Annotated in this window: 22 protein-coding genes and 1 rRNA gene; 16 read left to right on the plus strand and 7 right to left on the minus strand. The window is 35.1% G+C overall.

All coding sequences use genetic code 11. The annotated features are described in order from the left end of the window. The 12 genes from rrf to gltP all read left to right on the plus strand — a co-directional run. A 5S ribosomal RNA gene (rrf, locus tag DKK79_RS12635) occupies positions 1-104 on the plus strand; the annotation flags it as partial. A 112-nt stretch (positions 105-216) separates the two neighbouring features. Continuing rightward, positions 217-777, plus strand: a complete 561-nt coding sequence (locus DKK79_RS12640) for a YgjV family protein (protein WP_181415321.1) — start codon at positions 217-219, stop codon at positions 775-777. Between the two features lie 97 nt (positions 778-874). Continuing rightward, positions 875-1,447: an RNA pyrophosphohydrolase gene (rppH, locus tag DKK79_RS12645; RefSeq protein WP_110424394.1), complete on the plus strand. Its 573-nt coding sequence runs from the start codon at positions 875-877 to the stop codon at positions 1,445-1,447. Beyond that, positions 1,444-2,313, plus strand: coding sequence for a prolipoprotein diacylglyceryl transferase (lgt, locus tag DKK79_RS12650; protein WP_110424395.1), 870 nt, complete (start codon positions 1,444-1,446; stop codon positions 2,311-2,313). Before rppH ends, lgt begins: the two co-directional genes overlap by 4 nt. Beyond that, complete coding sequence (gene thyA, locus DKK79_RS12655; RefSeq protein WP_034884289.1) at positions 2,310-3,104, plus strand: thymidylate synthase; 795 nt, start codon at positions 2,310-2,312, stop codon at positions 3,102-3,104. Before lgt ends, thyA begins: the two co-directional genes overlap by 4 nt. Before the next feature lie 223 nt (positions 3,105-3,327). After that, positions 3,328-4,278, plus strand: a complete 951-nt coding sequence (lpxL, locus tag DKK79_RS12660) for an LpxL/LpxP family Kdo(2)-lipid IV(A) lauroyl/palmitoleoyl acyltransferase (protein ID WP_110424396.1) — start codon at positions 3,328-3,330, stop codon at positions 4,276-4,278. A 44-nt stretch (positions 4,279-4,322) separates the two neighbouring features. After that, entirely contained in the window at positions 4,323-5,405 is a 1,083-nt protein-coding gene (rlmM, locus tag DKK79_RS12665) for a 23S rRNA (cytidine(2498)-2'-O)-methyltransferase RlmM (RefSeq protein WP_110424397.1), read from the plus strand. 20 nt (positions 5,406-5,425) lie between these two features. Further along, positions 5,426-7,318, plus strand: coding sequence for a penicillin-binding protein activator (locus DKK79_RS12670; RefSeq protein WP_181415322.1), 1,893 nt, complete (start codon positions 5,426-5,428; stop codon positions 7,316-7,318). After that, entirely contained in the window at positions 7,245-7,655 is a 411-nt protein-coding gene (locus tag DKK79_RS12675; protein WP_110424472.1) for a YraN family protein, read from the plus strand. The genes DKK79_RS12670 and DKK79_RS12675 overlap by 74 nt, the downstream gene beginning before the upstream one ends. Positions 7,656-7,671: 16 nt before the next feature. After that, positions 7,672-8,250: an SIS domain-containing protein gene (locus tag DKK79_RS12680; protein ID WP_034884295.1), complete on the plus strand. Its 579-nt coding sequence runs from the start codon at positions 7,672-7,674 to the stop codon at positions 8,248-8,250. A gap of 97 nt (positions 8,251-8,347) precedes the next feature. After that, positions 8,348-11,038 carry a DNA topoisomerase (ATP-hydrolyzing) subunit A gene (gene gyrA, locus DKK79_RS12685; RefSeq protein ID WP_034884297.1) on the plus strand — a complete coding sequence of 897 codons (2,691 nt, stop codon included), beginning with the start codon at positions 8,348-8,350 and terminating at the stop codon, positions 11,036-11,038. Positions 11,039-11,127: 89 nt separating this feature from the next. Then, positions 11,128-12,438, plus strand: coding sequence for a glutamate/aspartate:proton symporter GltP (gltP, locus tag DKK79_RS12690; RefSeq protein WP_110424473.1), 1,311 nt, complete (start codon positions 11,128-11,130; stop codon positions 12,436-12,438). A gap of 105 nt (positions 12,439-12,543) precedes the next feature. Here the strand turns inward: gltP and DKK79_RS12695 are convergent, their stop codons facing one another. The 7 genes from DKK79_RS12695 to rpmB all read right to left on the minus strand — a co-directional run bounded on the left by DKK79_RS12695 (position 12,544) and on the right by rpmB (position 17,597). Further along, positions 12,544-12,954 (minus strand): VOC family protein, encoded by a 411-nt coding sequence (locus DKK79_RS12695; protein WP_181415323.1) that lies wholly within the window; start codon positions 12,952-12,954, stop codon positions 12,544-12,546. A gap of 1 nt (position 12,955) precedes the next feature. Beyond that, on the minus strand, positions 12,956-14,257 hold the full coding sequence (fucP, locus tag DKK79_RS12700) for an L-fucose:H+ symporter permease (protein ID WP_110424400.1): 1,302 nt from the start codon (positions 14,255-14,257) through the stop codon (positions 12,956-12,958). A 40-nt stretch (positions 14,258-14,297) separates the two neighbouring features. Then, a complete protein-coding gene (locus DKK79_RS12705; RefSeq protein WP_110424401.1) occupies positions 14,298-15,227 on the minus strand; it encodes a ribokinase in 930 nt (309 codons plus the stop codon). A gap of 15 nt (positions 15,228-15,242) precedes the next feature. After that, entirely contained in the window at positions 15,243-15,926 is a 684-nt protein-coding gene (alsE, locus tag DKK79_RS12710) for a D-allulose 6-phosphate 3-epimerase (protein ID WP_110424402.1), read from the minus strand. A gap of 58 nt (positions 15,927-15,984) precedes the next feature. Beyond that, the gene (locus DKK79_RS12715) at positions 15,985-16,773 is read right to left on the minus strand and encodes a DeoR/GlpR family DNA-binding transcription regulator (protein WP_110424403.1); all 789 of its coding nucleotides are present in this window, start codon (positions 16,771-16,773) and stop codon (positions 15,985-15,987) included. Positions 16,774-17,177: 404 nt separating this feature from the next. Beyond that, positions 17,178-17,345, minus strand: a complete 168-nt coding sequence (gene rpmG / locus DKK79_RS12720) for a 50S ribosomal protein L33 (protein WP_034884348.1) — start codon at positions 17,343-17,345, stop codon at positions 17,178-17,180. Between the two features lie 15 nt (positions 17,346-17,360). Then, on the minus strand, positions 17,361-17,597 hold the full coding sequence (rpmB, locus tag DKK79_RS12725) for a 50S ribosomal protein L28 (RefSeq protein WP_034884345.1): 237 nt from the start codon (positions 17,595-17,597) through the stop codon (positions 17,361-17,363). Positions 17,598-17,973: 376 nt separating this feature from the next. Between rpmB and aroE the strand changes: the two genes are divergently transcribed. The 4 genes from aroE (at position 17,974) to argA (ending at position 21,527) form a co-directional block, all read left to right on the plus strand. Then, positions 17,974-18,804, plus strand: a complete 831-nt coding sequence (gene aroE / locus DKK79_RS12730) for a shikimate dehydrogenase (RefSeq protein ID WP_110424404.1) — start codon at positions 17,974-17,976, stop codon at positions 18,802-18,804. 152 nt (positions 18,805-18,956) lie between these two features. Beyond that, positions 18,957-19,310, plus strand: coding sequence for an Aca2/YdiL-like domain-containing protein (locus tag DKK79_RS12735; RefSeq protein ID WP_110424405.1), 354 nt, complete (start codon positions 18,957-18,959; stop codon positions 19,308-19,310). Between the two features lie 205 nt (positions 19,311-19,515). Continuing rightward, positions 19,516-20,031, plus strand: coding sequence for a shikimate kinase AroL (gene aroL, locus DKK79_RS12740; RefSeq protein WP_034884340.1), 516 nt, complete (start codon positions 19,516-19,518; stop codon positions 20,029-20,031). Positions 20,032-20,198: 167 nt separating this feature from the next. Next, a complete protein-coding gene (gene argA / locus DKK79_RS12745; protein WP_110424406.1) occupies positions 20,199-21,527 on the plus strand; it encodes an amino-acid N-acetyltransferase in 1,329 nt (442 codons plus the stop codon). Positions 21,528-21,573 lie beyond the last annotated feature (46 nt).

Raw genomic sequence — 21,573 nt, forward strand, 5'->3', positions numbered from 1 at the left:
AGCGCGGTGGTCCCACCTGACCCCATGCCGAACTCAGAAGTGAAACGCCGTAGTGCCGATGGTAGTGTGGGTATTACCCATGTGAGAGTAGGGTGCCGCCAGACTTTTAAATATACGAGCCCAGCAGTGATGCTGGGCTTTTTTGCATTCTAGGATTTGTTAAAGCATATTCATGAACAATCTATTATTCAGATCCATTTGTCTAGGGAGCAAACAGTGGATAGCTTAAACTTCTTATATCAATTTTTTGGTTCAGATTTTATTGAAAAATACACAACAGTTCCGCAACTAATTGGTATATTAGGTTATCTTGTCGGTGTTAGTGCCTTTTTACAACGTAATGATAATGCTTTCCGTTGGCAATTAACTATTGTTAACATCATTATGACGCTGCATTTTTATTTATTAGGTCCTGAATCTTATCCTGCCGCTATACTAAATATTGTTAATATTTTTAGGAATGTGACTTCTACCTATACTAAAAATTATTTAGCTATGTTGTTCTTTATTGCGTTAATGTGGCTATTTTACTTTTTTACTACGCCTGATTGGAAGCAATTCATCCATTATTTTTCGGTTATTGGTACTACATTAGTCACTATTGCACTATTTCGATTTGAACAACAAAAGATGCGATTACTTATCTTGTTAAGTAGTGCTTTATGGATTATTTATAGTCTATGGATAGGATCTTTAGGTAGCTTAGCGATTGAAGTTACATTTGCGATAATTAATATTATTACCATTATTAAATTATCTAAAAAATCACCTTTATAATATTAGATTTACCGATTAATCTCATTTTGCTATTTATTTATTGTTGCATGTATGAAACAATTCAACTATATAAAAAAATAAATTTTTGAGGTAGTCAGTGATCGATAATGATGGCTACCGTCCAAATGTAGGAATCGTTATTTGTAACAGGTGTGGTCAAGTGCTTTGGGCTCGGCGTTATGGGCAGAATTCTTGGCAATTTCCTCAGGGCGGAATAAAATTAAATGAAACGCCAGAACAGGCAATGTTTCGTGAACTTAATGAAGAAGTGGGGTTACAACCAAAAGATGTAAAAATTTTGTCGGTTACCAATGGTTGGTTAAGATATAAACTACCTAAACGAATGATTCGATGGGATAATCAACCAGTATGTATCGGTCAAAAACAAAAGTGGTTTTTAATTGAGTTAATTTCTGATACCTCAGTAATAAACCTAAATATGTCACCGACTCCAGAATTTGATGATTGGAAATGGGTAAGCTATTGGTATCCTATAAGGCAGGTCATTGCTTTTAAGCGTGATGTTTATCGAAAAGCGATGAAAGAGTTCGCTTTGCCTGTATTTACTATACAATCTGAAATAGAAGAGTCTGTTACAAATCTTTCTAAGAAAAAAAGGTCTAACTTTTTTGCTCACAAACGAAAAAATAAACAGCGTGCTAAAAAATGAATCAATTTTTACAATTTCCTAATTTCGATCCAATTGCTTTCTCAATCGGACCGATTTCCTTGCATTGGTATGGTGCAATGTATTTATTTGGTGTACTTGGTGCCTTATATCTAGCTAAGCGTCGCGCAAATAAGCCTAATAGTAATTGGACATCACAACAAGTTGAAAATCTATTATTTTGGGGGTTTTTAGGTCTCTTTATAGGCGGGCGACTGGGGTATATATTATTTTATAACTTTGATATGTTCATTGACGATCCGGCTATTTTATTCAGAGTCTGGGAAGGCGGTATGTCTTTTCATGGTGGTTTAATTGGTGCGATTTGTGTGATTGCTATATTTGCTAAAAAGACTAATAAAACATTTATGCAAGTGGGTGATTTTGTGGCGCCGTTAGTTCCGATTGGCCTAATGTTTGGTCGATTTGGTAATTTCATTAATGGTGAACTTTGGGGGCGAGTAACTAACTCTTCAATCGGTATGTTATTCCCAACTTCAACCCATGCTGATTTTATGTTTGTTCAATCACATCCAGAATGGTTTTCATTGTATAGCCAGCTAAATGGCATTTTGCCAAGGCATCCTTCGCAACTCTATGAAATGGTATTTGAAGGCATCGTATTATTTATTATATTAAATCTTTTTATTCGTAAAGCTCGTCCAACCGGCACTGTGTCCGGGCTGTTTTTAGTTTGCTATGGAATATTTAGATTCATCATAGAGTTCTTTAGACAACCAGATGAACAATTAGGATTATTTCTGAATTTTATCAGCATGGGACAAATCCTTTGTCTACCAATGATTATTGGTGGTGTCTTAATCCTTTTATATGCATATAGATTTAACAATAAGGCTATCTCAAAATGAAACAATATTTAGCACTAATGCAAAAAATTTTAGATGAAGGAACACCTAAATCAGATCGAACTGGAACTGGTACTTTGTCGATTTTTGGTCATCAAATGCGGTTTAACTTGCAAGATGGTTTTCCATTAGTGACAACAAAAAAATGCCATATACGCTCCATCATCTATGAATTGCTTTGGTTTCTCAAGGGTGATACCAACATTAATTATTTAAAAGATAATAAAGTAACCATATGGAATGAATGGGCTGATGAAAATGGTGATCTTGGTCCGGTCTATGGTAAACAATGGCGTGCTTGGGGCGCTGCTGATGGTCGTCAAATAGATCAAATCTCTCAATTAATTGCACAGATTAAAAATGATCCTGACTCTAGGCGAATGATAGTTTCGGCATGGAATGTTGGTGAGCTAGATCAGATGGCATTGGCGCCATGTCATGCTTTTTTTCAGTTTTATGTTGCTCAAGGTAAGCTTTCTTGTCAACTTTACCAACGTTCATGCGATGTCTTTTTAGGGTTACCATTTAACATTGCTAGTTATTCACTACTTGTCCATATGATGGCTCAGCAGTGTGACTTACAAGTGGGGGATTTTGTTTGGACTGGCGGCGACACACATCTTTATGCTAATCATATGGAACAAACACATTTACAATTAAGTCGTGATCCGAGGCCATTACCTAAACTGGTTATTAAACGAAAACCGCCGACGATTTTTGATTATGAATTTGAAGATTTTGAAATTGTTGGTTATGACCCTTATCCTGCTATTAAGGCACCGGTGGCAATTTAAAATTTAATGAATGGTCTTATAAGCACGTTATTTTACTTTAACAATGGGTAAAAATTAAAGAAAAGGGATTAGTTAATTAATCCCTATTCTTTTTGAACTAACATTATTTTAAAAAATTTAGTGGTTAAAAGGTTTTCCATCATGCTTAATTTATTTTTCTGCCGCTTAACCCAAGATTGGTATATAATAATCAACTTCGTTTAAATCGTTATTTAATCTTAATATGAACCAAAATCAAGAAATTCATCCTAATTTTACAAAACGACTGTTGCATCCTCGTTACTGGTTAACGTGGTTTGCTATTAGTATTTTATATCTCATCGTTTTGTTACCATATCCAATGATTTATCAATTAGGAAAAGGTTTGGGATTACTTTCTATGAAATTAATTGGTAAACGTAAGGAAACCGCACGACAAAATCTAAAATTATGCTTTCCGGAAAAAACCGATCAAGAACGCGATAAAATTTTACGAGATAATTTTATTTCAACCGGACTGGCGATATTTGAAACGGGTATGGCTTGGTTTTGGTCAGATAAAAGACTGGCCAAACACTCTTCAATCGTGGGTGATTCACATATCACTCAGATACAACAATCAGGACAGGGTGTTTTATTAATCGGAATTCATTTTTTAACCTTAGAGTTAGGTGCGCGTATTTTAGGTATGAGCCATCCGGGTGTTGGCGTTTACCGACCAAACGATAATCCAGTTATGGATTATGTGCAATTAAAAGGACGCCTAAAATCAAACAAATATATGTTAGATCGCTATAATACCAAAGGCATGATCAGAGCTTTAAAAAATGGTGAATTGTTATGGTATGCACCTGATCACGATTATGGTCCTAAAAATAGTGTATTTGCACCGCTTTTTGCGGTAGAAAAAGCCGCAACCACAATCGGAACACGAATTTTGGTTAAACTAGGTCAACCGGCAATTATACCTTTCACCCCCAAACGTGAGAAAAATGGTCATTACACTGTTTATGTCACTCCTGAGCTTAAAGGTTATCCTATTGATGATGATGTGCAAGCCGCTACGTTTATGAACAAAGCTATTGAACAAGAGATTTTGCAAGCGCTAGAACAATATATGTGGTTGCATCGACGATTCAAAACTCGTCCCAAAGGTGAAGCGCCTTTGTATACAGATAATGTCCAATCAGATTAATATGATAATTTTTGTCTTAATTGGGGAAAACGAAAAAATACGATATGCAAAAACTAAATAAAATAATTTTGTATTGCCGACCAGGATTCGAAAAAGAGTGTGCCGCTGAAATAATGGATAGAGCAACACAAAAACAGATATTTGGATTTGCCAAAGTCAAAGAAAACAGTGGTTATGTGATATTTGAATGCTATCAAGATGGTGATGCTCAATTATTGATTAAAGAAATTCCTTTTCGAACACTTATTTTTGCCAGACAAATGTTTGTTGCAGGGCAAGTATTGACTGATTTACCAACCGAAGACCGTATTACACCAATAATTGATGCTTTATCGTGTATTGTTGACAAAGCTGGTGATTTGCGAGTAGAAGTAGCTGACACCAATGAAGGTAAGCAATTAGCGGGATTTTGTCGAAAATTTACTGTTCCTCTTCGCCAAGCTTTACGCAATAAACGTATCCTTCTAAAAGTTCAAAATGCCTCACGACCAGTAATTCATCTATTATTTATTAGTAATAATAGTTGTTATGTAGGCTATTCCTTAAGTCAAAATAATTCGCCTTTTTATATGGGAATACCTAGATTAAAATTTCCTGCCGATGCGCCAAGCCGTTCAACGTTAAAATTGGAAGAAGCTTTTCATATTTTTATTCCTTATGAGGAGTGGGATGAACGACTAAAAGGTGGTTTAAACGCTGTTGATTTGGGCGCGTGCCCAGGAGGATGGACTTATCAATTAGTAAAAAGAAGCATGATGGTATATGCTATAGATAACGGTCCGATGAATGAAAAACTAATGGAAACAGGGCAAGTTAAACATTATCGTGAAGATGGCTTCAAATTTATACCTAAAAAGCATAATATTTATTGGTTGGTATGTGATATGGTTGAAAAACCAGCTAAAGTAACAGAATTAATGGCCAATTGGCTGATTAATGGTTGGTGCCGAGAGACAATCTTTAATCTCAAGTTACCAATGAAGAAACGTTATGAAGAAGTAAAGCAAAATTTACAATTATTAATAGAAGAACTAAAAAAGAATCAAATTAATGTACAAATTCAGGCGAAACAGCTTTATCACGATCGTGAAGAAGTGACTGTTCACGTTCAACGAATTTGGGGATGAAAATTGATAAGAGAATGGGTATGAAAATAAAACAATCCTTTTATACTATTGTAATGTTAGTATTATTTTCGTTTTTAAACGCATGTAATCTTACATTATCAAAAAGTGCTAATTTTGATGAAACTAAAGATTCCAATTATTATTTGTCGCAAGCTGAAGCTAGCTCGGGAAGTAAAAAAATTGATTGGCAATTATTAACTGTCCGTGCATTGATAAATGAGAATAAACTTTCCCAAGCAAACAGTTTATTATCTCAACTACCGGCTAACCTCAGTCCTGAACAACAAAAAGACCAATTGTTGTCACAAGGCGAAATCGCTATTAGAAAAGGGCTGCCATTTAATCTTAATCAGTTATCTGCTGATCAGTTAAATGATTCTCAGTCTTATCGTTATTACTTAATCAAATTAGTTTTAGATCGCCAAGCTAGAAATATTGATCAACAAGCGCATGACTATTTATTTTTACAAAAATTTGCATCAGAGACACAAAAAAAACAAGTATTAAATAATACTTGGAATTTCTTTAGCAAATTATCTGGAAGTCAAATAAATAAAATTTCTGTCCTTGAAGATGAAGTAACATTAAAAGGTTGGATTGATCTAAGTTATGTATACCTAAGTAATAATAAAAAAATAGAGATTCAAGAAGGGGATACGTCTAAAGTCGTTAATGCAAGAAATAGTTACCAAGAAAATCAACTAAAAATAGCTATTTTAGATTGGGCATCAAAGTATCCAAATCATCCTGCGCAACAACTAGTTTCAATGTATACAGGTCAACAGACGCTACCAGTTGATAATGTAAAAACCAAAAAAGTGGCATTATTATTACCATTTAATGGACCTTCTAAAATATTTGGTAATACGATTCGTCAAGGCTATGTTGAGGCAACTAAATTTTATCCTGAAGAGCCACAACAAGATATCATCCTCTTAGATACATCAATTTCACCAATGGATAGTTTGATACAACAAGTGAAAGAGCAAAATATTGATTTAATTGTTGGTCCACTATTGAAAGAAAATGTAGCTAAAATAAAGCAGTTGGCACCAGCAATTCCTGTTCTTGCATTGAACAAAGTTGATGATGGTAGAATTCCCTCTAATAAGATGTGTTTCTTTACCCTTTCACCTGAAGATGAAGCAAGAGATGCTGCTGAACATATTTATTCTCAAAATAAACGAAAACCACTCTTAATTGTAACAGAAAATGATTTGGGTCGACGAGTTGCTAAAAGCTTTGCTAAGCAATGGTCGCAAATTGCTGACGGTTCATCACAAGCTTATGTTCAATATGTTGGAAGTGTTGATACTTTAAAAAATAATATGAATCATAACAGTGGAATAAAATTGACTGGTCGCCCAATCTCTTTTGAGGATGGAAGTGCGACAACATCATCAAGTTATACTGGTTTTGACGCGATTTATGTTTATGCATCATATGACGAATTAACCTTAATTAAGCCGCTACTTGATTTGGGTACTGACCAAAGTATTGGTAATGGATCTTCCGCTGTCGCATTTTATTCAAGTTCTAAAAGTCATGTAGTCAGTACTTCTAATGACTTTAATTATGAATTGAATCAAACTGAATATGCAGATATTCCTTTGATTGTTGATTTAACCGAAACGCAATCATCAAATATACCAGAAAATATTAAGCAGGATTATTCTTTAACCCGATTATACGCTATGGGCATTGATGCTTGGCGATTAGCGAATCGTTTTAATCAAATTGATTCTTACCAATTTAACTTTTTAGATGGTTTGACTGGTAAAATGTCAACAAGTAGTCAATGCGAAGTCACTCGAGCACTTTCTTGGCAGCAATATGTTTATGAAACATCTGAAACCTCTGAACCAACCGAGACAACAGAGGCATCTGAAGCGTCTAAACAACAAAGCGAATAGCAAAAATATTGGCAAGCATTATGAACAGATTGCTTGCCAATTTTTGACTCAGCAAGGCCTTTTGTTAATCGCGCAAAATAGCCAATATCAAGTCGGTGAAATTGATCTAATTATGCGTGACAAAACCAGCTTAGTATTTGTTGAAGTTAGGTACCGTAAAAATGCTAATTTTGGTGAAGCAGAGATGACCATATCATCCCAAAAACAGATCAAAATTAAACAAGCAGCACAACTTTGGATGTTAGAGAACAATTTAAATATTGAAGATACAGAGTTTAGATTTGATGTTTTTGCCATAACCGGAAAAAATCAAAAATGGATAATTAATGCGTTTTAATTGTTAGGTGAAAAACGTGCAAGATTTAATAAAAAATTATTTTACTGAAAGTATTCAAACTCAAATAGTTATGGCGGAATCGCTAGGCTCTGCAATTGAAAAAGCCGCTAATATTATTGTTGGTGGCTTACTAAATGGTAATAAAATTATGGGGTGTGGTAATGGCGCTGCGGCTGCCAATGTGCAAAGCTTTACTTCACGGTTAATTACTAGTGTTGATATTGAAAGGCCAAGTATTCCTGCTATAGCTTTAGTTTCTGACAATGTTTTGTTAAGTGCGATAGCCAATCATGAAGAGGTATATGCGCGCCAAATTCAAGCCTTAGGACAACAAGGTGATATTTTGATTATATCCAGTTGTGAAGGTAATAGTCGTTCAATTATTCGTGCAGTCCAAGAAGCGGTAATTAAAGATATGAAAATTGTCGCATTAACCGCATTTGATGGCGGTGAAGTAATAGGTTTACTTGGGCAGAGTGATATTGAAATTAGAGTTCCATCTTTCAAAAAAGTGGTGGCTTACGAAATGCATGCAATGATTTTAAACTGCTTATGCCAATTAATTGAAAATACATTGTTTATTCATGCAGAATAAGTTGAAATAAAAACAGTTTAGTTCTGCATTAATAGCGATTTTTATGCTATAATTATAGGCTATTTTACGATTTGAATTAATAAGAGAACTTGGTGTTATGACCGAACTAGCGAAAGAAATAACCCCCGTCAATATTGAAGATGAATTAAAATCCTCTTATCTTGATTATGCAATGTCTGTTATAGTCGGGCGTGCTTTACCTGATGTCCGTGACGGATTAAAACCTGTACATAGACGGGTTTTATTTGCTATGCATGAAGCTGGATACGATTGGAATAAACCTTACCGAAAATCTGCTCGTGTTGTTGGTGATGTCATCGGTAAATATCATCCACATGGTGATTCCGCAGTTTATGACACTATTGTTCGTATGGCTCAACCATTCTCATTACGTTATATGCTTGTTGATGGCCAAGGTAACTTTGGTTCTGTTGACGGCGACTCTGCTGCGGCAATGCGTTATACCGAAATTCGTATGCAAAAATTTGCTGGGGCATTGTTGACGGATTTAGATAAAGAAACAGTAGACTTCTCGCCAAACTATGATGGATCAGAAATGATTCCTGACGTGCTGCCAACGCGTATTCCTAATTTATTAATTAATGGATCATCTGGTATTGCTGTAGGTATGGCAACCAATATTCCTCCGCATAATCTAGCAGAAGTGATTAATGGTTGTTTAGCATTTATTGAAGATGAAAATATCTCTGTTGATGGTTTAATGGAGTATATTCATGGCCCTGACTTCCCTACCGCGGCCTTAATTAATGGTCGCAAAGGTATCGAAAATGCGTATCGTACTGGCCGTGGTATCATTTACATTCGTTCTAAAGCGACGATTGAAGTTGATGACCATAGTGGCCGTGAAACGATTATTGTTAATGAAATTCCATATCAAGTTAATAAGAAAAAGCTAATTGAGAAGATTGCTGAGTTAGTTAAAGATAAAAAAATTGAAGGCATTTCTGCGTTGCGCGATGAATCAGATAAAGATGGTATGCGTATCGTAATTGAAATTAAACGTGATGCCGTTGGTGAAGTTGTTTTAAATAATCTTTTCTCATTAACTCAACTACAAGTCTCTTTTGGCATTAATATGGTAGCCTTACATAAAGGCCAACCTAAACTATTAAACTTACGAGAAATGATCGAAGCGTTTGTTCTTCACCGTCGTGAAGTGGTAACGCGTCGAACTATTTATGAACTTCGTAAGGCGCGTGAACGAGCGCATGTATTGGAAGGTTTAGCTATCGCATTAGCTAATATCGACCCTGTGATTGAATTAATCCGGGCTGCCGCGACACCTTCTGAAGCTAAAGCAAAATTATTATCGCAAGCTTGGCAACTTGGTAATGTCGCTGCAATGCTTGAAAAAGCGGGTGATGATGCCGCTCGTCCTGAAGATTTAGCACCAGAGTTTGGTATTCGAGATGGTCATTATTACCTTTCTGAAGCTCAAGCTCAAGCTATCTTAGATCTTCGTTTACATCGCTTAACTGGTCTTGAACATGAAAAAATTCTTGATGAATATAAAGAGTTATTAGTTCAAATTAGTGGTTTATTACATATTCTTGCAAGCCCAGAACGATTAATGGAAGTTATTCGTGAAGAACTTGAAGCGGTTCGCGATCAGTTCCAAGATGCAAGAAGAACAGAAATTACTGCAAGTAGCGCAGATATCAATATTGAAGACTTGATTGCTCAGGAAGATGTGGTGGTTACACTTTCTCATCAAGGCTATGTCAAATATCAACCACTTTCTGATTATGAAGCGCAACGTCGAGGTGGTAAAGGCAAATCGGCAACAAAGATTAAAGAAGAAGATTTTGTTGAGAAGTTATTAGTTGCTAATACTCACGATACTATCCTTTGTTTCTCTAGCCGTGGTCGATTATATTGGATGAAAGTGTATCAATTACCAGAAGCTAGCCGAGGTTCTCGAGGTCGTCCAATTATTAACTTATTACCACTTGAGGCTGATGAGCGTATTACGGCAATTTTACCGGTTCGTGAGTTCGATGATGAACATTGCGTATTTATGGCAACAGCTCAAGGTACGGTTAAGAAAACTTCACTAATTGAATTTAGTCGTCCGCGAAGTGGTGGCATAATTGCTATTAACCTACGTGATGATGATGAGCTTATTGGCGTTGATTTAACCAGTAATGAAACGTCTGATACCGTTGATGACGAAGAACTGAATGATGATGTTGTTGATGAGACTGAAAGTGATGAAGAGGTCTCGCAAATCTCTAATACAGAAGACATTATGTTGTTCTCAGCTAATGGTAAAGTTGTTCGATTCCCAGCAAATAAAGTTCGCTGCATGGGACGAACTGCGACAGGGGTTCGAGGTATTAAACTAGAAGGTGATGATAAAGTCGTATCACTTATTGTTCCTCGAGGAAATGGCGCAATTTTAACTGCAACTCAAAACGGTTACGGTAAACGTACCGAACAAGAGTTATATCCAACTAAATCACGCGCAACTAAAGGGGTAATCTCCATTAAAGTGAGTGAGCGCAATGGTGCTGTAGTTGGTGCAGTACAAGTTGAGGAAACTGACCAAATCATGTTGATTACCGATGCTGGTACTTTAGTCCGTACTCGTGTATCGGAAGTCGGCATTGTTGGTCGAAATACTCAAGGGGTAACCCTGATTCGAACAGCCGAAAACGAAAAAGTTGTCGGATTACAACGAATCGCTGAAACAGAAGATGATGATGAATCGGAATTGTCCCAAGAGGTTAACGGCAGTGATGATTCCGCTCAAGAATCCGAAGAGTAATTTTAATTATAAAAAGGATTAGCTACACAGACTAATCCTTTTTTGTTTTCGAGAACCGTGAAAAGGAATAGAATTACATGTCTTTCTCAATAAAAAAAATTGTAACTAATCTAGCTTGGCAAATTTTAATTGCCTTGATTTTAGGTATAGTGGCAGGTGCTTTTTTGTATGAACTTGCTGATCCTAATCATGCTTTACATTCATATTACCAATTTTCAATTGTTAATATTTTCCAACCAGCAGGCGATATTTTTATTCGCTTAATTAAGATGATTGTTCTACCAATTATACTTAGTACGCTAACGTTAGGTATTGCTGGAATTGGTGGTTCTAAACGGTTAGGGACATTAGGATTTAAAACCATCCTTTATTTCGAAATTATTACAACGATTGCTATTTTATTAGGTCTTTTATGGGGTAATGTTTTCGCACCAGGTGCAGGAATTGACTCTTCAAATTTAGCTACCACTGATATTAGTAAATATACTAAAGCTGCCGAAGAGTTGAGCGGTAAACCTCATGGCTTGATTGTTATGATTTTAGATATGATACCTGCCAATATATTTAAAGCGATGACAGATGGTGCCGTTTTACCAGTTATTTTCTTTTGTGTATTTTTTGGTTTAGGTTTAATGTCTTTACCAGATAAGCAACGTGAACCGTTTGTATTCTTCTTAAAAGTAGTATCAGATACTATGTTTAAAGTGACCAATATGATTATGCGTTATGCGCCAATTGGTGTATTTGCATTAATTACGGTAACTGTTGCTAAATATGGTTTTTCTTCTTTACTACCATTATTAAAATTAATTGTAACTGTCTATTCTGCAATGATCATATTTACCATTGTCGTATTAGGTCTGGTTTGTAAATTGTGTCGATTTAATATTTTTACCTTATTAAAAATATTAAAAGAAGAACTAGTTATTGCGTTTTCAACAGCAAGTTCTGAAACAGCCTTACCGAAGATCATTGAAAAGATGGAAGCTTATGGGGCGCCCAAAGCCATTACTAGTTTTGTTATCCCGACTGGATATTCATTTAATCTTGATGGTTCAACACTATATCAAAGTATTACGGTTATTTTCCTAGCACAACTGTTTGGAATGGATTTAAGTATCTTAGATCAAATTATTATCGTTATCACGTTGATGATTGCCTCAAAAGGTATCGCAGGTGTACCAGGTGCTTCAATTTTAGTGTTATCTGCAACACTTGGTAGCGTTGGTATCCCTATTGAAGGTATCGGTTATATTATGGGCGTTGAACGTATTTTAGATATGGGTAGAACGGTGGTTAATGTTGTTGGTAATGCGTTAGCTGCGATTGTTATAGCTCGTTGGGAACATATTTTTGATGATAAAAAAGCCAGAGCATATGAACAACAATATTTAAAATAATTCTACGGTTATCTTGTCTTAGTGTATTTGTTCAAATAAAAAACTACCTGTATTTACCGGTAGTTTTTTTATTGATAATTCTCTCATTATTTATTGCGATAATGATTAGAAATATCTTGTCATATCAAATTCAATTCGCTCACCATCAGGACCACTAATAAGAAAGAAGCTTACTTCACAATACTCTCTTTTCTCATAAACCGGCCCTTCATTAATTTCGTAACCGAGGGCTTTTATTTTATTAAGCATTTTGTCAATATCATTTACTTCCAGTGCAAAATGCTCAATACCATTGCGAGATTGAGATAAGTTATTATCAATAGAATCTGGCAATTGATAAAGTTCTAAAGTAAGTTTTGGAGAAGTTAAAAACGCTACATGTACTTCACCATTTTCGCCTTTTTTTGCAAATTTTTCTGTAACACTAAATCCTAAGGTTTGATAGAAAGCTGACGATTTATCAATATCACTAACTTTTAAACCTAAATGAGCAATACCTGTAATTAAATTATTCATATTAGATACCTTTTCTTGAACAATAGTAACCATAAAATGCGACGTAGATAAAACAGCATAACGGCGCGATAAATGCGATTTGCATGTTTCCATGATTAACATCAGAAATAATCCCCATAATGAGAGGAATAACGGCACCACCAATAATTGACATGACGACAATAGATCCGGCAGTTTGCGTATCTTTACCCATTCCTTTAATGGTTAATCCGAAATTAGTTGGCCATCCAGGCGCCATACAAAAACTAATAGTAGTTAATGTTGCGATAGCGATGATACCCGAGCTCATTATTGCGATTGCTAATAAGAACACCGCTAGCAGAGCAAATATGCTTAATAATTTAGCTGGAGTTATTTTTTTCATTAAAAATGTAGATACCACTTTGCCTAATGCATAGAAAAGTAGCGAGATTAGTAACCAATAAGTCGCATTATGTTCTGACGTGCCGGTTTCCACTTGTTGGACGAAGCGAATAGTAAAACTCCAGACGCCGACTTGCGCACCGACATATAAAAACTGAGAAATGATACCTAAAGTAAAACGAGGAATAGCAAAAAGTCGTTTTAAAGAATGAATTAAATTTTCATTTTCTTGGTTTTCTATCGAACTAGCTTTACAGGCAGGAAATTTGACAAAAATAAATAGCAACGCAATTAAAACTAATATTGAACCGATAATTAAATAGGGGGTAACTACCTGTCCAACCATTTGATGCCTTGCTTCATCTGCCGCTTCTGGTGTCATTTGCAACAATTCAGCATGGCTAGGATCATTTTTTCCAAACACTAATTGTTGTCCAATTAGGACACCTAAGATAACACCTACTGAATTAAAAATTTGCGAGAAATTAATGCGCTGCGTTGATGTTTCTATTGGTCCTAATAAACTTGAATAAGTATTACAAGATGATTCAAGAAATGACAAACCACAAGCGATAATGCCTAAGCAACCAAGAAATGCATAATAGGTCATTGATGAGGCTGCTGGTATAAATAAAAAGCATCCAGTCGCATATAACATTAAACCAATCACAATCGCTAATTTATAAGAGAATTTTTTTATTATCGCGGCTGCTGGTAAGGCGATAAAAAAGTATCCTAAAAAGAATACCGATTGTACTAAAGCGGTTTGGGTATCAGTAAGATCAAACCCTTTTTTAAACTGTGCAATTAGAATATCATTTAAATTAACTGCCATTCCCCAGAGTGCAAATAAACAACAAACTAAAATAAATTTTGCCCATGGTGTTTTTGTTAAATAACTACTACTATCTAAAGTAGATGATTTATTTGTCGTATTCATAATAAAACCTTAATATTCAGAAATAATTAGTCATAATTTATTAATTACCACTAAGTTTGTGCATACGTTCAATTGCCTGTTGGTAGGTCGTCATACAGGCGGCGCCAATGTATTCGACACTCACTGCTGCAAAAGCTGAGCTAAATAACGCAGCTTGTTTAATATTTTGTCCATTAGCAATTTGAGCGGCTAGGGCGCCGTTGAAAGCATCTCCAGCACCAGTGGTATCAACAGGATTTGCTGGAAAGCAAGGGATCCAAGTTTTAGTAGTCTGATCGGAAAGTAGCGAACCTTTTGCTCCCATCGTGATGATGATTTTTTTAACGCCTTTTTGATGTAGGTAATCGGCAGCACGCTTAGCACTTTCCTTATCGGTAATTTTTTGCCCGGTAAGAAGATAAGTTTCTGTTTCATTTGGAGTTAATAAATCAACTTTTGATAATAATTCATCACTTACCGGTTGAAATGGTGCTGGATTTAAAATAGTAAATGCGTTGTTATTTTTGGCGATATTAATAACTTGTTCAATCGCAGCAATGTTGTTTTCAAGTTGGACTAATACCACATCAGCACACTTTATTGCAGGTTCACATTTTTTAATTTCTTCTTCAGTTACAATCATATTGGTACCTGGATCGACAGAAATCATATTTTCGGCACTTTCTCCTGCAACATAAATTAATGCATTACCCGTAGCTCGTTCATTTGAACTTAAAATGGTTACAGCATTAAACCCAACTTCTTTAAGATGACGATGAGCAAAATAACCAAAATCATCTTCACCAATTTTCCCTATATAATGTACGTTTGCTCCTGCTTTCAATGCTGCTGTTGCTTGATTAGCCCCTTTTCCTCCTGCTGAAATCTTACTTGATTTAGCGACGAGTGATTCACCGGGCATAGGAAAACGATCTAAAAATGCTGTTATATCAAGATTAAAAGATCCGAAAACACAAACTTTTCCTTTCATTTAATTGTCCTTTTACTATTTGATAGTTTGGATAGCGTTATTGATATCAACTGTCATTTTTTTCCATGCCTCATCTAAAGAGAGATTTTTTTTAAATAGCCCTGAGCTCCCCATAATCAATACTTCAGCTCCAGATGAGAGCAGTTGATAATAAGTATTGGCATTACAAGAACCGTCAACCTCAATGAGAAATTTGTAACTATTACGTTTTTTTAATTCAGCAAGTTTTTTTATTTTTTGTAGCATTTCAGGAATAAATGGTTGTCCAGCATAACCTGGATCCACAGTCATTATGGTGATCTTATCAAGTAGATGAATATATTCTGATATGTACTCAATAGGTGTTGCCGGATTGATGACAACGCCTGCTTTTTTATTTAATTGGTGAATATGATTAATCACCCTAAACGCATTAGTATTAATTGTTTCCGCATGCGGACAAATAAAATCGGCACCTGCATTTGCCATTTGCTCAATAAAATCCGTAGGGTGTTCTACCATCAAATGGACATCGATTGGTATGGATGTGTGAGGTTTTATCTGTTCAATGAAAAAAGCAGAAAGTGTGATATTTTTAACAAAATGGCCATCCATGATATCAACATGCAGAAAGTCGGCATGTTGATTAAAAAATGTTAATTGCTCTTTTATATTAATTAAATCCATACACATCAGTGATGGGGAAATTTTATACTGCATAATTATTCTCCTTATTACTAGAACCATCATTTTTATCTAGTTAAGAAGAGATATTTAATTAAGCTAATACCACCTCAACACTGTGCCAATCCATCTCTTTTTGTAGTAGTTTATCGATAGTTTTATCGGTAATGAGTACATCAATATCGCCTAAGTTACATATTTTGGCGAAGGCGTTTTGATTAAATTTGGTTGAATCCGCTAATACAATGACTTTTCTTGCTGTTAAAATCATCTGTTTCTTCAAATGAGCATGATATTCATTGTTGTCACTTAAACCATTATCAAAATCTAAGCCATCGCAAGAAATAAATAAGGTATCTATAGTAAATTCTGCCAACATTTTTTCGGTTAATGAGCCAACCATATCTTCGTTTTTGGCAAAATAGGCACCACCTAAAACAAAAATTTGAATTTGGCTTTTAGCTGCTAATGTTTGAACAACATTTATTGAATGAGTGATGACAGTCATATCAACATTTGGTAGTTGTCGAGCTAAAAACCAGCAAGAAGAACTACTATCTAAAGCAATACGATCTGCATTATTCACAAACTGTAGTGCTTTTCGAGCGATGCGGGTTTTTACCTCTGTATTAACTAAAATCCGTTGGCGGAAAGAGCGATTATTACTCAATATGGAAGGCACTATAGGTTCACTAGAGAGAGTAGAGGCGAGAACTGCGCCGCCATGGCTGCGACGTATTAAGTCCTTTTCCTCTAAAGCTCTTAAATCTCTACGTAGTGTTTCTTTAGATACGGAACAGAGTTTTGCCATATCATTTACTGTCAAACTAGTGTGTTGACTGAGTAATTGAATGATCATTTGTTGCCGTTCTAGTATTAACATAATATCTCCTTAACTGCCTTGTCATTTTAACTTTGTAAAAATTACCATTTTGTGTATGGAATCTGTTTTGTTATCTGTTTTGTTTCGTTAATAATAAAATGTGATAAAGGGCACATTTAGCATATTAAATAGTGCAATATTTGCTTAAATTTATCCTTATTATCACCAGAAACAAAAACAATCGGTCAAAATCGGTGGGTAAAATCATCTCTGATTTTGACCGAATTTGACCGAAACTTTTGCGATCAATTAATAGTAGTCTATTTTGAAGTGGAGTGTTGATGAGCTGGAAATATTTTTAGTCAGTAGATAATCGAAGTACTTTTTATATGGACGGTAGGAGATAATTTATTATAACGATAAAAAAACCCAGCCTAAGCTGGGTTTTTTATTTATAAGTAAAATTATTTAATTTTAGCTTCTTTATAAACAACATGCTGACGAACAACAGGATCGTATTTTTTGATCTCCATTTTTTCAGGCATGGTTCTTTTGTTTTTGCTAGTGGTATAAAAATGACCGGTACCAGCAGAAGAAACTAATCTAATTTTTTCACGTACACCTTTAGCCATGATATGGTTTCCTTATTAGTACTTTTCACCACGGGCACGAAGTTCAGCTAAAACTGCATCAATACCCTTTTTATCGATAGTACGCATACCTTTAGCTGATACACGTAATTTTACAAAACGTTTTTCACTCTCAATCCAAAAACGGTGAGTTTGAAGGTTTGGTAGAAAACGACGTTTAGTAGCATTCATCGCATGAGAACGATTATTTCCTACTAAAGGACCTTTTCCTGTTACTTGGCATACTCGTGACATGTCAATAATTCTCCGAAATTTCTATGCTTAAGCCTTGGGCGTAATATGTTAATGGAATTAACCTCGTCAGGCTTTTAGTTTGCTGCAGTTCTATTTGAGAAGCAGTCTAACCTCTCACACTACACCCATAATAATGAGGTAGCGAAGTATACGCTTTTAATGGCAATTTCTCAAGCATTATATTAAGTAAGCTTGAAAATAAGTTTTTAATTGAAAAAAGATTAATAAACCTATATTGGTTATTATGGCGAAATAATTATCGCATAATATGCATTGTTTTTGTTCAATATATAATGATTTAATCTTATAATAACAATTTATTAATAGTATAGATTTTATCTATTAGCCTTAATTTTCTTACTTTCAAGGAGATAGTATGAGTCAGTTTACGCCATATAGCATCTATGGCATTATCGGTTATCCTTTGGGGCATAGTATGAGCCCACTTATTCATACAACATCATTTCAAGATTATGGTATTCCTGCTGTACTTGTGCCTTTTCCAACACCTCCTGAAGAGATTGAAACACTTTTTAAGTCAGTACGATTACTCCATATTCGTGGTTTATGCGTTACCATTCCACACAAACAAGCCATTATTCCTTATTTAGATGAAGTCAGCGAGCATGTTAAAAAAGCTGGTGCTGCCAATTTAGTTTATTGGGATGGTGATAAACTTTGTGGTGATAACACTGATATTATTGGTTTTATGCAACCATTAATGCAAAAGAAAGTACCCGCTGAATATAAAAAAGTATTAATACTAGGTGCGGGTGGCGCAGCTCGCGCGGCAGTTGTTGGTTTACATGATCTTGGATATAGCGATATAACGGTTACCGATATTGTCACTGATTTACCAGAAGCATTAGCGAAAGAATTTAATCTTAAAACGGTAGCTTGGGAAGATAGAGATAAAGTTGAAGCACAAATTATCGTTAACTCAACACCATTAGGTATGCAAGGTAAATTTGAAGAGCAAACGCCTTATGAACAAGCGTGGTTCAAAGGTAAAGGTATCGCTTATGATATTGTGTATACCCCATATAACACGAAATTTAGACAAGAGGCTGAAAAAGCCGGTTGGGAGTCGATTTCTGGACGTGAGATGTTTATTGGTCAAGCAAATGCTCAATTTAAAATTTGGACAGGAAAAGATCTTTCCGATAGAGCAAAACAAGCAGTGATTGATGCTTTAGCTGGAAAATAAAAGTTAAAAACATCCATCTTATTAAATTGAGGTGGATGTGTAGTTAATCTTCATCCTAAAAATTTATTAAATCTACAAAAAAGCAGTAAGAGTGATAGGTAGTAAGTGTGATTGGTAAATTTAAAATGTGATTGAAAAGGAGTATTTAATTTATGACTAATTTAGAATTACAAGCATTTCGCCGTTTTCTAATGCTAAAAGTTTCAGAAGCAAGTGAGTATATTGGTAAAACCGATGTGGAAACATGGCGCAATTGGGAAAACAATACTTTACCTATTCCTGAAAATGTAGCCACAGCGATGAAAGAACTAAAAAATCTACGTAGTGAAAAAATACAATTGATTATCAATAGCATTAATGACCGTGTTGGTAGCAACACTATTCGTTATTTCATGACATATCAAGAGTTTAAAAAGGTTAATCCTGAACTTGATGTGATCCAATGGCGATTACATCAATCTATTGCTACAGAGCTTTACTTTCGAGGTTTAGAGAAGTTGTGTTGATTTTTAGACACAATGCTAAATTATCTTTAAATAATGCTGTGTAAATTGTAACAATATATTTACAGTGTTGCTTATTATTATTCTATTTTAAATCATATGGATAGCATGTAATTAAATCATTCTGTAAAAAAATATTGCAAAAATAAAAATGAATCACTAGCATAGGTAACTTAGATTTAGAGCGGTATATCAAGAAGGACCCAAAATGAAGAAAACAATTTTTTTAGTTGGCGCAAGAGCAGCTGGCAAAACAACCATGGGTAAAATGTTAGCCAATAAGTTATCATTTTCTTTTATTGATACAGATTGTCATTTACTTGAAACTACGCAGAGAACGGTTGCTGAAATTGTTGAAAAAGAGGGTTGGGAAGGTTTTCGTGCTAGAGAAAGCCAAGTCCTTATTGATACAGCTAAGCCGAATCGCGTGATCGCAACTGGCGGTGGTATGGTGTTAGCCGAACAAAATCGACAGTTTATGAAACAAAATGGCATTGTTATTTTTCTATCTGCTCCGGCGGCAACCTTAGCAGCTCGTTTGATGAAAGATCCTAATGTCGCACAACGACCATCATTAACCGGTTTATCCATTTCTGATGAGATGGAAAAAGTGCTTGCTGAGCGTTTACCATTATATCATGATGCTGCGCATCATATTGTCGATGTTGATCAGGACGAAAATATAATTCTCAATCAGATGATTGAAAAACTGCAAAGTCACTAAATTAACTTCGTTCATTTTCTGCCATCAATTATTCATTAAACTATTTCTAAAGATTAGTTTTATCTATTTTTATATCTTTGAATTTTTCAAAAAGTACTTGCCATTAGATAAAAAATAAATAAAAATACAAAAATTGTGAATAAATATTCATTTTGGATGGTAGTGCGATGAAAGAGAGAACAACTGAACTTGTTGACGGTTTAAGGCATTCAGTCCCTTATATTAATGCCCATCAAGGAAAAACCTTCGTTATTTTATTAACTGGGGCAGTGTTAAAAAGTAATAATTATGCAAGTATCATTAGTGACATTGGTTTGTTACATAGTTTAGGTATTAAATTGGTGATTGTTAATGGTGCGCGTAACCAAATAGATGAGTCGTTAAAAAACCATAATATCCAACCAAAATATCATAAAAATACCCGGATCACTGATGCTTCAACGCTAGAGATTGTTAAACAAATAACTGGATTATTACAACTTAATATTACCGCCAGTTTATCAATGAGCTTAAATAATACGCCATTGCAAGGTGCCCATATTAATGTGGTCAGTGGTAACTTTGTTATAGCGCAACCATTAGGTGTTGACGATGGTGTTGATTATTGTCATACCGGAAAAATTCGACGAATTAATAATGAAACGATCGATGAACAGTTAGACCGTGGCTCGATTGTATTACTCGGTCCGGTGGGTGTATCGGTGACTGGCGAAAGCTTTAACTTGTCATCAGAAGATGTTGCAGCCGAAGTTGCCATTCGTCTTAAAGCTGATAAATTAATAAGTTTTTGTGCTGAACAGGGAGTACTTGATGAACAACAGCATGTAATTACTGATCTTTTCCCTGTTGATGCTGATAATTATGTTAATTACAAAGAACAAACTGGCCAATATCTATCTAGTGAGGCGCGTTTTTTGCGTGCAGCATCTAAAGCATGTCGTAATGGGGTACGTCGTAGTCATTTGGTCAGCTATTTAGTGGATGGATCTATTTTACAAGAACTATTTTCGCGCGACGGTATCGGTACCCAAGTTTCGATGGAACATTCTGAACAAATTCGCTTGGCAACCATAAATGATATTGGTGGAATTTTAGAGCTGATTCGACCACTTGAAGAACAAGGTATTTTAGTCAAACGCTCAAGAGAACAGTTAGAAATTGAAATCGATAAATTTACTATTATTGAACGTGATCATATGACCATTGGTTGTGCTGCACTCTATCCTTATCCAGAAGAAAAGATGGGCGAAATGGCTTGTTTAGCCATTCATCCACAATATCGTAACTCATCACGCGGTGATTTATTGTTAGAAAAAATTGCGGAACGAGCCAATAATTTAGGATTAGAAAAAATCTTTGTGCTTACTACTCGTAGTATCCATTGGTTCCGTGAAAAAGGTTTCAATCCAGCTGAAGTGGATGATCTACCGATTAAAAAGAAACAACTTTATAATTATCAAAGAAATTCGAAAATTTTAATGTTTGATTTGATCTAAAAACCTATCGCCAAGAAAAAGTCCGTATTACAACGGACTTTTTATT

This window comes from Gilliamella apicola (assembly GCF_003202915.1).
Lineage (GTDB): Bacteria > Pseudomonadota > Gammaproteobacteria > Enterobacterales > Orbaceae > Gilliamella > Gilliamella apicola_Q.

Excerpts from the sequence above, each read along its gene's own strand:
- lgt (WP_110424395.1), top strand. The coding sequence starts at position 1,444 with ATGAATCAATTTTTACAATTTCCTAATTTCGATCCAATTGCTTTCTCA.
- thyA (WP_034884289.1), top strand. The coding sequence starts at position 2,310 with ATGAAACAATATTTAGCACTAATGCAAAAAATTTTAGATGAAGGAACA.
- lpxL (WP_110424396.1), top strand. The coding sequence starts at position 3,328 with ATGAACCAAAATCAAGAAATTCATCCTAATTTTACAAAACGACTGTTG.
- rlmM (WP_110424397.1), top strand. The coding sequence starts at position 4,323 with ATGCAAAAACTAAATAAAATAATTTTGTATTGCCGACCAGGATTCGAA.
- DKK79_RS12670 (WP_181415322.1), top strand. The coding sequence starts at position 5,426 with ATGAAAATAAAACAATCCTTTTATACTATTGTAATGTTAGTATTATTT.
- DKK79_RS12675 (WP_110424472.1), top strand. The coding sequence starts at position 7,245 with ATGAAACATCTGAAACCTCTGAACCAACCGAGACAACAGAGGCATCTG.
- gyrA (WP_034884297.1), top strand. The coding sequence starts at position 8,348 with ATGACCGAACTAGCGAAAGAAATAACCCCCGTCAATATTGAAGATGAA.
- DKK79_RS12695 (WP_181415323.1), bottom strand. The coding sequence starts at position 12,954 with ATGAATAATTTAATTACAGGTATTGCTCATTTAGGTTTAAAAGTTAGT.
- fucP (WP_110424400.1), bottom strand. The coding sequence starts at position 14,257 with ATGAATACGACAAATAAATCATCTACTTTAGATAGTAGTAGTTATTTA.
- DKK79_RS12705 (WP_110424401.1), bottom strand. The coding sequence starts at position 15,227 with ATGAAAGGAAAAGTTTGTGTTTTCGGATCTTTTAATCTTGATATAACA.
- alsE (WP_110424402.1), bottom strand. The coding sequence starts at position 15,926 with ATGCAGTATAAAATTTCCCCATCACTGATGTGTATGGATTTAATTAAT.
- DKK79_RS12715 (WP_110424403.1), bottom strand. The coding sequence starts at position 16,773 with ATGTTAATACTAGAACGGCAACAAATGATCATTCAATTACTCAGTCAA.
- rpmG (WP_034884348.1), bottom strand. The coding sequence starts at position 17,345 with ATGGCTAAAGGTGTACGTGAAAAAATTAGATTAGTTTCTTCTGCTGGT.
- rpmB (WP_034884345.1), bottom strand. The coding sequence starts at position 17,597 with ATGTCACGAGTATGCCAAGTAACAGGAAAAGGTCCTTTAGTAGGAAAT.
- aroE (WP_110424404.1), top strand. The coding sequence starts at position 17,974 with ATGAGTCAGTTTACGCCATATAGCATCTATGGCATTATCGGTTATCCT.
- DKK79_RS12735 (WP_110424405.1), top strand. The coding sequence starts at position 18,957 with ATGACTAATTTAGAATTACAAGCATTTCGCCGTTTTCTAATGCTAAAA.
- aroL (WP_034884340.1), top strand. The coding sequence starts at position 19,516 with ATGAAGAAAACAATTTTTTTAGTTGGCGCAAGAGCAGCTGGCAAAACA.
- argA (WP_110424406.1), top strand. The coding sequence starts at position 20,199 with ATGAAAGAGAGAACAACTGAACTTGTTGACGGTTTAAGGCATTCAGTC.